Below are 13,657 nucleotides of genomic sequence, written 5' to 3' on the forward strand. Positions count from 1 at the left end.
ATAGAAGGTCGATGACCGTGAACAGTTTCTCTGCCGCCCAGCGCAGCCGCGTGACCATGCTCGACGTCGCCCAGCGCGCCGGCGTGTCCAAAGCCAGCGTGTCGCGCTTCATCGGCGACGACCGCGCCCTGCTCTCCGACGCCATCGCCCTGCGCATCGAGCACGCCATCGCCGAACTCGGCTACCGCCCCAACCAGATGGCCCGTGGCTTGAAACGCGGGCGCACGCGCCTGATCGGTATGCTGGTGGCCGATATCCGCAACCCCTATTCCATTGCCGTGATGCACGGTGTCGAAACCGCCTGCCGCCAGCACGGCTACAGCCTGGTGGTGTGCAACACCGACCGCGATGACGAGCAGGAACGCCAGCACCTGGCGGCGCTGCGTTCGTACAACATCGAAGGGCTGATCGTGAACACCCTCGGCCACCACCTCGAACAACTGCTGGAACTGCAACGGGAAATGCCCCTGGTGCTGGTGGACCGCAAGGTCGCACCGTTGCGCAGCGACCTGGTGGGTTTGAATAACCCGGCCGCGGTACGCATGGCGCTGGAACACCTTGAGCAACAGGGCTACTGCGAGATAGTGCTGGTCAGCGAGGCCACCGATGGCACCAGTTCGCGCCTGGAGCGCCTTGACAGTTTCACCGCCGAGATTGCCCGCCGCCCGGCGTTGAGCGGCATGGTGCTGGAACTGGACGGCGCGCTGGAAAAGCGCCTGCGCAGCTTCCTGGCCAAGCCCGGCGCCAAAGCCGTGTTCTGCGCCAACGGCATTGCCGCCCTCGCCTGTACCCGCGCGCTCAAGGCGCTGGAGTGCGACCTGTTCGCGGACGTCGGCCTGATCGCCCTGGATGACCTGGACTGGTACCCGCTGGTGGGCACCGGCATCACCGCCCTAGCCCAACCGACGCAGGCGATTGGCGCGAGTGCCTTCGACTGCCTGCTCAAGCGCCTGCGCGGCGATACGGCGCCGGCCCGCACCCTGGATTTCCTGCCCGAACTGATCGTTCGCGGTTCCACCCAACCCACCTCGTAGCCGCTGTCGAGCCCTCGCGGACGTCAATTCAATAGGTTGCGCATAAAAATGAAACCGGTTTCAGAGGTACACAATCATGCATGAATACCCCGTCTCCATCAGCCTTTCCAGCTACGGCGCCGACCTCGTCCGCCAGCAGGGCCAATTGAGTTTTGTCGCCCTGCTGGCGGCGGCCGGTGCCCGGCGCATCGAGTGGCGCGAAGAGCTGCTGACCATTGAACAACCGGCACAACTGGCCCGGGCGGCTGCCGAACAAGGCCTGGAGTGCGTGTTCTCTTCCCCGCTGGAACTGTGGGTCGCCGGCCGCGCCCAGCCGAATGCCGAGCTCGCCGCCACCCTTGATCGCGCCCAGGCCTTTGGTGCGCGCTGGCTGAAAGTCTCCCTCGGCTACTTCACCGACACCAACGACCTGCACAGCCTGCACGCCCTGCTCAACCGCCACCCGGTCAAGTTGCTGGTGGAAAACGACCAGACCCTGCATGGCGGCCGCATCGAACCGCTGCAACGTTTCTTCAGCGAAGTCGAGCGCCTTGGCCTGCCGGTGAAGATGACGTTCGATATCGGTAACTGGCACTGGCAGGACCAGTCCGCGCTCACCGCCGCGCGCCTGCTCGGCCGGCATGTCGACTACCTGCACTGCAAGGCCGTGGCGCGTCGTGCGGACGGCAAGCTGGTGGCGCTGCCGCCCGGCGCCACCGACCTGCATCTGTGGGAACAACTGCTGGGCCACATGACTCAAGGTATTACCCGGGCGGTGGAATTCCCGCTGCAAGGCGATGACCTGATCGAAGTCACCGCCCGGCAGGTCGCCACCCTCGCCCTGCTTGGCCAACCCCGTGCGGAGTACGCCCATGTCTGAGATCGATATCCTGTCGTTCGGCGAAACCATGGCGATGTTTGTCGCCGAACAAAGCGGCGACCTGGCCCAGGTGGGCCACTTCCACAAACGCATCGCCGGGGCCGACAGCAATGTCGCCATCGGCCTGTCGCGCCTGGGCTTCAACGTCGCCTGGCTGAGCCGGGTGGGCAACGACTCCCTGGGCCGCTTTGTGCTCGACACACTCAAGCAACAAGGCCTGGATTGCCGGCACGTGGCGGTCGACCCGCTGCACCCCACCGGTTTTCAGCTCAAGTCCCGCGAAGAAGCCGGCGATGATCCCCAGGTCGAGTACTTCCGCAAGGGCTCGGCGGCCAGCCACTTATCCATCGCGGCCATCAGCCCGGCTCTGCTGCAGGCGCGCCACCTGCACGCCACCGGCATCCCGCCGGCCTTGTCCGAGGCCACCGGCGAGTTGTCCCGCGAGCTGATGACGCAAATGCGCAAGGCCGGGCGCAGCGTGTCGTTCGACCCGAACCTGCGCCCGGCGCTGTGGCCCAGCCAGCAGCAGATGATCCGCGAGATCAACGCCCTCGCAGGCTTGGCCGATTGGGTCTTGCCGGGCTTGAACGAAGGTCGCTTGCTTACCGGTTTCGACGACCCGGCGGACATCGCCGCGTTTTACCTGGACCAGGGCGCCGAAGCCGTGGCCATCAAGCTCGGCCCGGACGGCGCGTATTACCGCACCCAACTGGACCAAGGCTTTGTCGCCGCCGTGAGCGTGGACAAAGTGGTCGACACCGTCGGCGCCGGTGATGGCTTTGCCGTCGGCATGATCAGCGCCCTGCTGGAAAACCTCAGCTTCCCCGAGGCGGTACACCGCGGCAACTGGATCGGCAGCCGTGCCGTGCAGAGCCGCGGCGATATGGAAGGCTTACCCACACGCACGGAGCTGCCGACCCGATCCGTTGCTTGACCCACTCCCTGTTGCCACAACTACAACAAGCTCAGGAGCAACCCCATGGATACCTTGAAACTCGCCACCCGCCGTTGGTGGTACATCATGCCCATCGTCTTTATCACCTACAGCCTGGCGTACCTGGACCGCGCCAACTACGGTTTCGCCGCCGCCAGCGGCATGGCTGAAGACCTGATGATCACACCCGGCATGTCGTCCCTGCTCGGCGCACTGTTCTTCCTCGGTTACTTTTTCTTCCAAGTGCCGGGCGCGATCTACGCGCAAAAGCGCAGCGTGAAGAAGTTGATTTTCGTCAGCCTGATCCTCTGGGGCGGCCTGGCCACCCTGACCGGCGTGGTGTCCAACGCCTACATGCTGGTCGCCATTCGCTTCATGCTCGGCGTGGTCGAAGCGGCGGTGATGCCGGCGATGCTGGTGTACCTGTGCCACTGGTTCACCCGTGCCGAACGCTCGCGGGCCAATACGTTCCTGATCCTCGGCAACCCGGTGACCATGCTGTGGATGTCGGTGGTGTCCGGCTACCTGGTGCAGCATTTCAGCTGGCGTTGGATGTTCATCGTCGAAGGCCTGCCGGCGGTGCTGTGGGCGTTTATCTGGTGGCGCCTGGCCGATGAGCGGCCCAAGGATGCCCGGTGGCTGAGCGACAGCGAAAAGCACCAGTTGGAAACCGCCCTCGCCGCCGAACAGGTGGGGATCAAAGCGGTGAAGAACTACGCCGAAGCGTTTCGCTCGCCCAAGGTGATCATCCTCGCGCTGCAGTTCTTCTGCTGGAGCATCGGCGTGTACGGCTTTGTGCTGTGGCTGCCGTCGATCCTCAAGGCCGGCTTGCAGATGGACATGGTCGAGGCCGGCTGGTTGTCGGCGCTGCCGTACCTCGCGGCGGTGATCGGCATGCTGGTGGTGTCGTGGGGTTCGGACAAGCTGCAAAAACGTAAGCGGTTTGTGTGGCCGCCGTTGTTGATCGCCTCTATCGCTTTCTATGCGTCCTACGTGCTCGGCGCCGAACATTTCTGGTGGTCCTACACCCTGCTGGTGATTGCCGGCGCGTGCATGTATGCGCCCTATGGACCGTTTTTCGCGATTGTCCCGGAGATCCTGCCGGCCAACGTCGCCGGCGGCGCCATGGCGTTGATCAACAGCATGGGCGCGCTCGGTTCGTTCGGCGGTTCGTACCTGGTGGGTTACCTCAATAGCAGCACCGGTTCCCCCGGCGCCTCTTACCTGCTGATGAGCGGCGCGTTGATGGTCTCGGTGGTGCTGACGATGTTCCTCAAGCCCGGCGCCAGCGACCGCGAGCGCGCGCCGTTGCAGTCCCTCGAATTAAAGGTGAAGACCTGATGAAAAAGTCTGTCGTTCTGTACAAAAAACTCTCCGCGCCGCTGATGGCCCGGCTGCATGAGCACGCCGAGGTCACGCTGATCGACGCGCTCGACCCGCCCGGCCTGGCCAAACTGCGCGACGCCCTCCCCGGCGCCCATGGGTTGCTGGGCGCGAGCCTGCGCCTGGACGCCGCGTTGCTGGACCTGGCACCGCAACTGGAGGCGGTGGCCAGCGTGTCCGTCGGCGTCGACAACTACGACATCGAGTACCTGACCCGGCGCGGCATCCTGCTCAGCAACACGCCCGATGTGCTGACCGAAACCACCGCCGACACCGGCTTCGCGCTGATCCTCGCCACCGCACGCCGGGTGGTCGAACTGGCCGATATGGTGCGTGCCGGCCAGTGGCACAAGAACATCGGCCCGGCGCATTTCGGCAGCGACGTGCATGGCAAGACCCTGGGCATCATCGGCATGGGCCGCATTGGTGAAGCGCTGGCCCAGCGCGGGCATTTCGGCTTCGGTATGCCGGTGCTCTACCACAGTCACTCGCCCAAGCCACAGGTGGAAGAACGGTTCGGCGCGCAGTACCGTCGCCTGAACGACTTGCTGCAACAAGCAGACTTCGTCTGCCTGACACTGCCGCTCACCGCCGAAACCGAGCGGTTGATCGGCGCGCAAGAATTCGCCCTGATGGGCCCGGAGACGATCTTTATCAATATCTCCCGCGGCAAGGTGGTGGATGAAGCCGCGCTGGTCGAGGCCTTGCAGCAGCGCACGATTCGCGCGGCGGGGCTGGATGTGTTCGAGCGCGAGCCGCTGCCCCACGACTCGCCGTTGCTGCGCTTGAACAATGTGGTGGCCACGCCGCATATCGGCTCGGCGACCCATGAGACGCGGGAAGCGATGGCCGAGTGCGCGGTGGATAATCTGCTCGCGGCGCTCGCCGGTCAGAAGCCGAAAAACCTGGTGAATCCAGGCGCCTGGATGCAATAGCTTCTGACACCACACAGAGCAAATGTGGGAGGGAGCTTGCTCCCGATGGTGCTGGATCAGTCAGTAGATGAGTTGACTGACCCATTGCTATCGGGGGCAAGCCCCCTCCCACATTGGGATTGCATTGCAAAGTGGCTCAGATAACGAACCTGGCCACCATCGCATTCAAATCCACCGCCAGGCGCGACAGCTCATGGCTGGCCGCGCTGGTCTGGTTGGCGCCCGCCGCCGACTGGGTCGCCAGGTCGCGGATGTTGACCAGGTTGCGGTCTACTTCACGGGACACCTGGGCCTGTTCTTCCGAGGCGCTGGCGATCACCAGGTTGCGCTCGTTGATCAGGCTGATCGACTGGGTGATCTGCTCCAGTGCCACGCCGGCCGCGCGGGCCATTTCCAGGGTGTTATGGGTGCGCTGGTTGCTCTGTTGCATGGATTGCACGGCTTCACCGGTGCCGTTCTGGATACCGGCGACCATTTTCTCGATTTCCTGGGTCGACTGCGCGGTGCGATGGGCCAGGGCCCGCACCTCGTCGGCCACCACCGCGAAGCCGCGTCCGGCTTCACCGGCGCGGGCGGCTTCGATCGCCGCGTTGAGCGCCAGCAGGTTGGTCTGCTCGGCAATCGCCCGGATCACGTCGAGGACCTTGCCGATGTCGCGCCCCTGAGTGGCCAGACCTTCGATCAGCAGCGAGGTGTTTTGCACATCCTGGGTCATGGTCTGGATCGCGCCGACGGTCTCAACCACCCGATCGCGGCCTTCCCGTGCGGCCTGGTTGGACTGCGTGGAGGCTTCGGAGGTGGACACGGCGTTCCGCGCCACCTCTTCCACGGCAGCGGTCATCTCATTGACGGCCGTGGCGGCCTGGTCGATTTCGTTGTTTTGTTGCTGCAAGCCTTTGGAGGCTTCTTCGGTGACGGCGCTCAACTCTTCCGCCGCCGAGGCCAATTGCGTGGCCGAACCGGCGATGTGCTGGATGGTCTGGCGCAAGTTGGTTTGCATGGCCGACAACGCACTGATCAAACGCGCCGGTTCATCCTTGCCATCGTCTTCAATGACTTTGCTCAGGTCGCCGCCGGCAATGGTTTGCGCCACTTCCACGGCTTTGCGCAGCGGCGTGACGATGCTGCGGGTCAGCAACCAGGCCAACAGTACCGTGAGCAAGGCGGCGGCCACGGCCACCACGACGATCCCGCTGATCGCGCTGTCATAGCTGCGTCCGGCCTGCTCGCTGGCCTGCTTGGCGCCAGCGGAGTTGAGGGCGATCAGCTTGTTCAACTGCTCGCCCATCTGATCGGTGCCGTTCTTGATCCGGGTATTGATCAAGGCGCGCATCTCATCGACCTTGTTTTGCTGGGACAGGGCCAGCATCTCGGCCTGGGCCGTCAGGTAGTTGTCCAAGGTGCCGACAAACGTCTTGTACAGGGCCGCTTCCTCAGGCACGGAAGGTAACGCTGAGTAACCGGCCTGGGCGGCTCTGACCTTGTCGATCAGTACGGCGATACGCGTTTGCGCCTCTTGCAACGCGGCCGGTTCACGGTTGACCAATACGCGGAACGACAAGATACGCATGCGCAACACGTTTTCCGTGAGGCTGCCCAAGTAGGCCACGCTGGGCAGTTGGTTGCTGCTCATATCCACCGACGCCTGACGGATCAGCGTCATGCGGTTGACTGCAAACACTCCCAATACAACCACCAACAACGCAATGAATGCGAAACCGAGAGACGCTCGAGGGGCAATATTCAGATGACGAAGAGACATAGAGGTATTCTCAAGAAGGAGTGTCTGCGCGCATCCCTGCAGCGGAATGATCAGCTGGCGTCAACACGCTGCTCTGACCTTGGTCACCACTTGTTGTCATTGTTGGGTGGGCCTATGAAAGATATCGGCAGGCCCAGCGGTTTTCGCAGGGCCTCCATAAATATTTTTTTACACTTCTGACGATCTCCGGTTTCTGGCATCCTGCGCCTCCATTTTCTGTCCAGAGCCCGCATTTTGTCTGACGCTCAAGCCCCGCGCCCGCGCTATAAATCCGACCTGATCTACGGCCTGGAAGACCGTCCGCACTTCTCTGCCGCAATGTTTGCCGCCTTGCAGCATGTGTTGGCGAGCTTTGTCGGCATCATCACCCCTACGCTGATCGTCGGCGGCGTGCTGGGCCTGGAAAGCGAGGTGCCGTACCTGGTGAGCATGGCCTTGTTCGTGTCGGGGCTCGGCACTTTTGTGCAGGCGCGCACGTTCGGCCCGATCGGTTCGGGGTTGTTGTGCCTGCAGGGCACCAGTTTTTCGTTTATCAGCGTGATTCTCAGTGCCGGGTTCATGGTCAAGGCCCGGGGTGGCGGCACCGATGAGATTCTCTCGACGATCTTCGGCATCTGTTTTTTCGCGGCGTTTATCGAAGTCGTGCTCAGCCAGTTCATCGGCAAGTTGCGCAAGCTGATCACCCCGGTGGTGACCGGCACCATCATCACCCTGATGGGCCTGTCGCTGATCAAGGTGGCGGTCACCGACATGGCCGGTGGCTTCGGCGCCGACAACCTCGGCGCCGCGAGCAATATGGGGCTGGCCGCGCTGGTGCTGCTCACCATCGTGGTACTCAACCGCTTCAACAACCCGTTCCTGCGCCTGGGTTCGATCGTGATCGGCCTGACCCTGGGCTTCATCGTGGCCTGGTGGCTGGGCCGTGTGGATATGGCGGCCTTGCCCCAGGTACCGTTGATCAGCGTGCCGGTGCCGTTCAAGTACGGCTTCTCGTTCGACTGGGTGGCGTTTATCCCGGTGGCGGTGATCTTCCTGATTTCGCCCCTGGAGGCCGCCGGTGATCTGACGGCCAACTCGATGATTTCCCAACAGCCGGTCAAGGGCCCGCTGTACATCAAGCGCATCAAGTCCGGCCTGCTGGCGGACGGCCTCAACTCGGCGATGGCCGCGACCTTCAACAGCCTGCCGATGGTGACGTTCGCCCAGAACAACGGCGTGATCCAACTCACCGGCGTAGCCAGCCGTTATGTGGCGTACTTCATTGCCGGGCTGCTGGTGCTGCTGGGGCTGTTCCCGATGATCGGCGCGGTGCTGCAACTGATGCCCAAGCCGGTATTGGGCGGCGCGACGCTGATCATGTTCGGCACCGTCGCCGTGGCGGGGATCAAGATCCTCGCTGAAGCCGGCCTGCACCGCCGCAATATGCTGATCGTGGCGATCTCCCTGGGCATGGGCCTGGGTGTCGCCGCCGTGCCGGAAGTGTTGCGCGACCTGCCCAAGGCGCTGCACAACATCTTCGAATCGCCGATCACCGTAGGCGCGTTCTGTGCAATCCTGCTGAACATTTTCCTGCCAGAAGAGTTCTTAGAGCTGGAAGAAGATGAATTTGATCCGGAGTCCTCAACCCTCAAAGTGATGCAAGACCCGGACGTCACGCACTAGGAGCACCTTCGTATGCGCAAGCTCATGGTTCTATCGATACTGCTGCTGACCTTGAGCGCTTGCGCCCTGTTCCCCAATCGCGACCCGGTCACTATCAACGTGGTGGGCATCGAGCCGCTGCAAAGCCAGGACCTGGAAGTGCGTTTCGCCGTGAAACTGCGGGTGCAGAACCCCAATGAAACGGCGATCGACTACAACGGCGTGGCCCTGGACCTGGAGGTCAATGGCCGGCCGCTGGCGTCGGGGGTGAGTGATCAGCGCGGAAGCATCCCACGCTTTTCCGAGACAGTTCTGATGGTGCCGGTCAGCGTTTCAGCATTTTCCGTGTTACGGCAAACCCTCGGCCTGAGCCAGACCCAGAGTTTGAACAACCTGCCCTACGTATTGCGCGGCAAATTGGCCGGCGGGCTGTTCGGCACCATGCGGTTTGTCGATCGTGGGACACTGGACCTGCCGAATACCGCCACTTGGTAACCCCCCATGCAACCGACCTTGGTCACCCAACGCCTGATTCTGCGCCCACTGACACTCGACGATGCCAAGGGCATCCAGCAACAGTTCCCCCATTGGGAAGTGGTGCGTTATCTCAATGCGCTGGTGCCGTGGCCCTACCCGGCTGACGGCGCGCGTCACTACCTGGAACACATCGCGTTGCCCGCCATGGCCCGGGGCGAGGAATGGCATTGGGCGATCCGCCTGCAAAGCGCGCCGGAGCAATTGATCGGCAATATCAGCCTGATGGACGAACCCGATAATAACCGTGGGTTCTGGTTGGGGCCGCGATGGCAGGGCCAGGGGTTGATGTCCGAAGCGAGCGAGGCGGTGACCGCCTATTGGTTCGAGGTGCTTGAGCGGCCCGTGCTGCGCGTGCCGAAAGCTGCGCCCAACCTGAAGTCGCGGCGAATTTCAGAACGCACGGGCATGCGTCTGATCAGGACAGACGAAGGTGAGTTTGTCGAAGGCATTTTTCCACGGGACATCTGGGAAATGACCCGTGAAGAGTGGCTGGATCACCGCTCTTTCAAGCGATAGACATCAACCGGTGGGAGTGGGCTGACTCCCACCGGTTTTACCGCGCTCAGTCCGTGATATAGCGCACGCCCGGCTTTGCCCGCTCATCGACCACCAGCTCGAAAACATCCGGCCGGGCGTAATGCCCCACCACGTCATAGTCATACCGTGCGCGCACCAGATCGTCGGTATTGATCTGCGCGCTCAAGAGCCCGGCCTCACCCAGCAGCGGCCCAGCCAGGATGTCGCCCATGGGGCCGACAATCACACTGCCGCCTGCAATCAACGGACGATCTGAAGGCCAGTTGGCCACCTCAACGCCCAGCGCCGCGGGCGATGCCTGCACCTGGCACGCACTGACCACAAAACAGCGGCTCTCGTGGGCAATGTGGCGCATGCTCACCTGCCACATCTCGCGCTCATCCACCGTGGGCGCACACCATACCTGCACACCCTTGGCGTACATCGCCGTTCGCAGCAGGGGCATCATGTTTTCCCAGCACACCGCGCCGCCGATGCGCCCGACCGCCGCGTCGATCACCGGCAGTGTGGAACCATCGCCCTTGCCCCAGATCAGCCGCTCGGTGCCGGTGGGCATCAGCTTGCGGTGCTTGGCCACCAGGCCGTGCGCCGGCTCGAAGTACAGCATGGTGCAATACAAGGTGCTGGCGCTGCGCTCGATCACGCCCAGGACCAGGCTGGCACCGGTGCGCGCCGACAAACCGGCCAACGCTTCGGTTTCGGCGCCGGGCACGTCGATGGCGTTGGCAAAATATCGCGCAAAGGCTTCGCGACCTTCGGGCAGGCGATAACCGAGTTGCGTGCCGAAGCCTTCGCCTTTGGGATAACCGCCCAGCAGCGCCTCGGGCATCACCACCAATTGCGCGCCACTGCGCAGGATCGGCTCTTCATACGCCAGGATTTGCGCCAGGGTGTCGGCCTTGCCGCCGGGCAAGGAACCGATTTGCAAGGCGGCCACAATAGAAACAGGCATCAGGATCACTCCGAACAATGAGGGGTTGCCCATTCTCCAGCCAGCCCGGATCATGAATAAAGCCCACCTCAGTGCTGAATGATATGAGCCAGATAAATATCACCCAAGTCGACCTCAACCTGCTGAAAACCTTCGAAGCCCTGCACGACGAATCCAGCGCCAGCCGCGCAGCGTTGCGCCTGGGCGTCACCCAATCGGCGATCAGCGCGGGCCTGCGGCGTTTGCGCGAGGTGTATGGCGACCAACTGTTCGTGCGAACCGGCCGTGGCCTGGCGCCGACCTTGCGGGCCAACCAGTTGAAGCCGGTGATCAGTGAGGCGTTGGACCGCTGCCGACAGAGCCTGGCAATGACCCACCCGGACACCCAGCAGTATCAGGGACGCTCCGTGGTGCTGGGTTTATCCGACGACTTCGAGATTGCCTACGGCCGCCGCCTGATGGCGGAAATTGCCCAGCGGTTGCCGAAATTGCGTGTGATTTTCCGTCAGACCCACAGCCAGATCGTCGCCGCCGCCCTGCTCGACCGCAGCCTCGACCTGGCGATTACCGCCGGCGGCTTTGCCGAACGCCGCCTAAGCCGGCAGGTGCTGGGAGAAGGTGATTACCGCTGCCTGGTCGACCCGCACAGCCTGGCGCCAGGCCAGCAATGCATCGACCTGCACGCGTTCGTTAGCCGCGAGCATGTGCTGGTGTCATCCGGCGGGTTTATCGGGATCACCGATGAAGGGCTGGCGGCACAAGGGCTGAGCCGCCAGGTGTGTGCCTCCACCAGCCACTTCGCCGCGTTGCCGTTTCTGCTCAAGGGCAGCCAGGCGGTGGCGACCATTCCCGGGCACGCCGCCGAAGCCATCGCCGGCATGACCGGCTTGCAGGTTCTGCCGTGCCCGCTGGCGCTGCCGCGCTACCCGGTGGAACTGGGCTGGCGCACCCAGGCTCAGCTTGATCCGATGTTGCTGAAAGTGCGCGAGGCGATTGTCGCCAGCTTTACTTCGCCGCCGCCATCAGCTTGTTGACTTCGCTGCGCACCATGTTGGAGAACTCCGGCGGCGACATGCCGTCGAGTTCCGCGCGAACCCATTCGGCCCACTTGCCCTTGCGTTTGGCGCGCTCGCCGAACAGGCGCGCGGCTTCGCCCTTGGCCTTGCCCAGGTTGCTTTGCCACAGGTCGTAGAGACGGGACTTTTCATCTTCCAGCTCGGCGCGTTCGGCGAGGGTCTTGTTGGCGAGATTGAAGCTCATGTTGAATTTCCTGCTGCACAAATAGGTGACATCTTACACTGTAGGTCTAAGTTTCCTGATTCGGATTTCGCATACCCACGCCGGCCGGCAAAAAACTGCAACTTTTGCCGCCGCCCGACACTCCATTGTTCACTGTCACATTTACCTGCAAGGAGTCACACAATGGCCCGTAAATCTGCCGCCCAAGTCGTCGAAGATCAAATCAAGGATCAAGCGTTCAGCGAACTGACTGCACTGATCGAAGAGTCGGACAAACTGCTCAAAAACAGTGCTTCCCTGGTCGGCGAAGAAGGTGAAACGCTGCGCGAGCAGGTCGCTATCAAGCTCAAGCAAGCGCTCGACTCGGTGTCCAATGTGCGCGAGCGCAGCAAGCCGGTGGTGGATGCCACCGAAACCTACATCGGCGGTCACCCGTGGCAGACCGTGGCGATCTCGGCAGGCTTTGGCCTGGTGGTCGGCCTGCTGCTCGGTCGTCGCAACTAATACTGTAGGCCTTGCGTAGCCACTGCCGAACCCTGGCGAGGTAAGCGGCTACGCGGGTTTTCAGACGGCCCACTCACGTAGTTGATTCAACGCCTGCGCGTCCACTTCAATGCCTGCCGCCAACGACTTCGCCCGCGTGCGATGACGTCGATCCCCCGGCAACCGCCGCAACCCCACCGCGTGCATCTGCCGCACCAGTTCCTGGCTGCGCTCGGCGAAGTTTTGCCCGGCGGTTTTGCTCGGGTCGATCAGGATCAACAACTGGCCGGTCCACGGCGTGCGGGCGCCAGGGTGATCGGCCCAGTTGAACTCAAACGAGAAGTTGCCGCCGGTCAAGGCCGCGGCCAGTAACTCGACCATCATCGACAGCGCCGAGCCCTTGTGCCCGCCGAACGGCAACAACGCACCGCCTTCGAGGATGGCCTTGGGGTCCTGGGTCGGCTGGCCCAGGCTGTCGACGCCCATGCCCGGCGGCAGGCGCTCGCCGTTGCGCGCAGCAATCTGCACGTCACCATGGGCGATGGCGCTGGTGGCCAGGTCGAACACAATCGGCGCGCCGTCCGCCCGTGGCGCGGCAAACGCGATCGGGTTGGTGCCGAACAGCGGGCGATCGGCGCCATGGGGCACCACGCAGGTCATGCTGTTGACCACGCTCAGCGCCACCAGGCCTTGCTCGGCGAAGGGTTCGACATCCGGCCACAGCGCGGCGAAGTGATGGGAGTTGTGTATCGCCAGCAACGCAATACCGGCGCTGCGGGCCTTGTCCACCAGCAACGCACGGGCCGCCGCCAACGCCGGTTGGGCGAAGCCATTCGCGGCGTCGACCCGCACGAAGCCGGAAGCGACATCCGTGACCACCGGCGTGGCCTTGCCATCGACCCAGCCGCTCTCCAGCGTGCTGATGTATCCGGGCATCCGAAAGATGCCATGGCTGTGGGCGCCGTCGCGCTCGGCGCTGGCGCAATTGTGCGCGAGGATCTGCGCCACTTGCGGCGACGTGCCGTGCTTCACAAACACCGCGTGCAGCAACCCCACCAGGTCGTTGAAACCGATGAACGCTGAAGAATTGTCAACTCTCGGGGACTGGGCAGACATCGGTAGCTCCGATTTTGTAATTGGAAGAGACAACAAGAATCCAGACCGACGATTAAACAACGCCTCCCGTGCCTGCTGTCAACGGGCGCTTGAGTTATCTACTGCCTGACGCGCTTCGCCGTCCATTACGGTGTGTCGCGACTCCATCACCAGCCTGTTTGGGCGTGCCCCAACGAGAATAAAAGTTCAATTGATGCGCAATTGCCATGAAGGCTGTTCTCGCCCCCGGTCTCGGGAGGTTAGAATGTGGGAAATCAGGATGAATT

The 13,657-nt window shown here is 63.0% G+C and carries 14 protein-coding genes; 10 read left to right on the forward strand and 4 right to left on the reverse strand.

The window, feature by feature from the left end:
* Nucleotides 1-17 precede the first annotated feature (17 nt).
* The 5 genes from AC07W0_RS14765 to AC07W0_RS14785 all read left to right on the forward strand — a co-directional run bounded on the left by AC07W0_RS14765 (nucleotide 18) and on the right by AC07W0_RS14785 (nucleotide 5,145).
* Nucleotides 18-1,034, forward strand: a complete 1,017-nt coding sequence (locus AC07W0_RS14765) for a LacI family DNA-binding transcriptional regulator (RefSeq protein WP_102618181.1) — start codon at nucleotides 18-20, stop codon at nucleotides 1,032-1,034.
* Between the two features lie 76 nt (nucleotides 1,035-1,110).
* The gene (locus AC07W0_RS14770; protein ID WP_102618170.1) at nucleotides 1,111-1,893 is read left to right on the forward strand and encodes a sugar phosphate isomerase/epimerase family protein; all 783 of its coding nucleotides are present in this window, start codon (nucleotides 1,111-1,113) and stop codon (nucleotides 1,891-1,893) included.
* Nucleotides 1,886-2,827: a sugar kinase gene (locus AC07W0_RS14775; protein ID WP_046483689.1), complete on the forward strand. Its 942-nt coding sequence runs from the start codon at nucleotides 1,886-1,888 to the stop codon at nucleotides 2,825-2,827. The genes AC07W0_RS14770 and AC07W0_RS14775 overlap by 8 nt, the downstream gene beginning before the upstream one ends.
* A gap of 45 nt (nucleotides 2,828-2,872) precedes the next feature.
* A complete protein-coding gene (locus AC07W0_RS14780) occupies nucleotides 2,873-4,168 on the forward strand; it encodes an MFS transporter (RefSeq protein WP_102618171.1) in 1,296 nt (431 codons plus the stop codon).
* Nucleotides 4,168-5,145 (forward strand): NAD(P)-dependent oxidoreductase, encoded by a 978-nt coding sequence (locus AC07W0_RS14785; RefSeq protein WP_046383170.1) that lies wholly within the window; start codon nucleotides 4,168-4,170, stop codon nucleotides 5,143-5,145. Before AC07W0_RS14780 ends, AC07W0_RS14785 begins: the two co-directional genes overlap by 1 nt.
* Before the next feature lie 136 nt (nucleotides 5,146-5,281).
* Here the strand turns inward: AC07W0_RS14785 and AC07W0_RS14790 are convergent, their stop codons facing one another.
* A complete protein-coding gene (locus AC07W0_RS14790; RefSeq protein ID WP_102618172.1) occupies nucleotides 5,282-6,907 on the reverse strand; it encodes a methyl-accepting chemotaxis protein in 1,626 nt (541 codons plus the stop codon).
* 234 nt (nucleotides 6,908-7,141) lie between these two features.
* Here AC07W0_RS14790 and AC07W0_RS14795 point away from each other — a divergent pair, with 234 nt between their 5' ends.
* From AC07W0_RS14795 to AC07W0_RS14805, 3 genes are read left to right on the forward strand one after another with little or no spacing between them, the layout of a single operon-like run.
* Complete coding sequence (locus tag AC07W0_RS14795) at nucleotides 7,142-8,569, forward strand: nucleobase:cation symporter-2 family protein (RefSeq protein ID WP_046383168.1); 1,428 nt, start codon at nucleotides 7,142-7,144, stop codon at nucleotides 8,567-8,569.
* Nucleotides 8,570-8,581: 12 nt separating this feature from the next.
* Nucleotides 8,582-9,043, forward strand: a complete 462-nt coding sequence (locus AC07W0_RS14800; RefSeq protein WP_017848402.1) for an LEA/WHy family protein — start codon at nucleotides 8,582-8,584, stop codon at nucleotides 9,041-9,043.
* 6 nt (nucleotides 9,044-9,049) lie between these two features.
* Entirely contained in the window at nucleotides 9,050-9,601 is a 552-nt protein-coding gene (locus AC07W0_RS14805) for a GNAT family N-acetyltransferase (protein ID WP_102618173.1), read from the forward strand.
* Nucleotides 9,602-9,647: 46 nt separating this feature from the next.
* On the opposite strand, the gene AC07W0_RS14810 is transcribed toward AC07W0_RS14805, so the two are convergent.
* A complete protein-coding gene (locus AC07W0_RS14810; protein ID WP_026140204.1) occupies nucleotides 9,648-10,574 on the reverse strand; it encodes a carbon-nitrogen hydrolase family protein in 927 nt (308 codons plus the stop codon).
* An 83-nt stretch (nucleotides 10,575-10,657) separates the two neighbouring features.
* Here AC07W0_RS14810 and AC07W0_RS14815 point away from each other — a divergent pair, with 83 nt between their 5' ends.
* Complete coding sequence (locus AC07W0_RS14815) at nucleotides 10,658-11,587, forward strand: LysR family transcriptional regulator (RefSeq protein ID WP_079443641.1); 930 nt, start codon at nucleotides 10,658-10,660, stop codon at nucleotides 11,585-11,587.
* On the opposite strand, the gene AC07W0_RS14820 is transcribed toward AC07W0_RS14815, so the two are convergent.
* Nucleotides 11,559-11,813, reverse strand: a complete 255-nt coding sequence (locus AC07W0_RS14820) for a hypothetical protein (RefSeq protein WP_017848398.1) — start codon at nucleotides 11,811-11,813, stop codon at nucleotides 11,559-11,561. The two genes, AC07W0_RS14815 and AC07W0_RS14820, sit on opposite strands and share 29 nt — an antisense overlap.
* Before the next feature lie 162 nt (nucleotides 11,814-11,975).
* Between AC07W0_RS14820 and AC07W0_RS14825 the strand changes: the two genes are divergently transcribed.
* Entirely contained in the window at nucleotides 11,976-12,296 is a 321-nt protein-coding gene (locus tag AC07W0_RS14825; protein ID WP_017848397.1) for an ElaB/YgaM/YqjD family protein, read from the forward strand.
* A 60-nt stretch (nucleotides 12,297-12,356) separates the two neighbouring features.
* On the opposite strand, the gene AC07W0_RS14830 is transcribed toward AC07W0_RS14825, so the two are convergent.
* The gene (locus AC07W0_RS14830; RefSeq protein ID WP_017848396.1) at nucleotides 12,357-13,391 is read right to left on the reverse strand and encodes an Ldh family oxidoreductase; all 1,035 of its coding nucleotides are present in this window, start codon (nucleotides 13,389-13,391) and stop codon (nucleotides 12,357-12,359) included.
* Between the last annotated feature and the right edge of the window lie 266 nt (nucleotides 13,392-13,657).

Source organism: Pseudomonas sp. GW704-F2 (assembly GCF_059423025.1).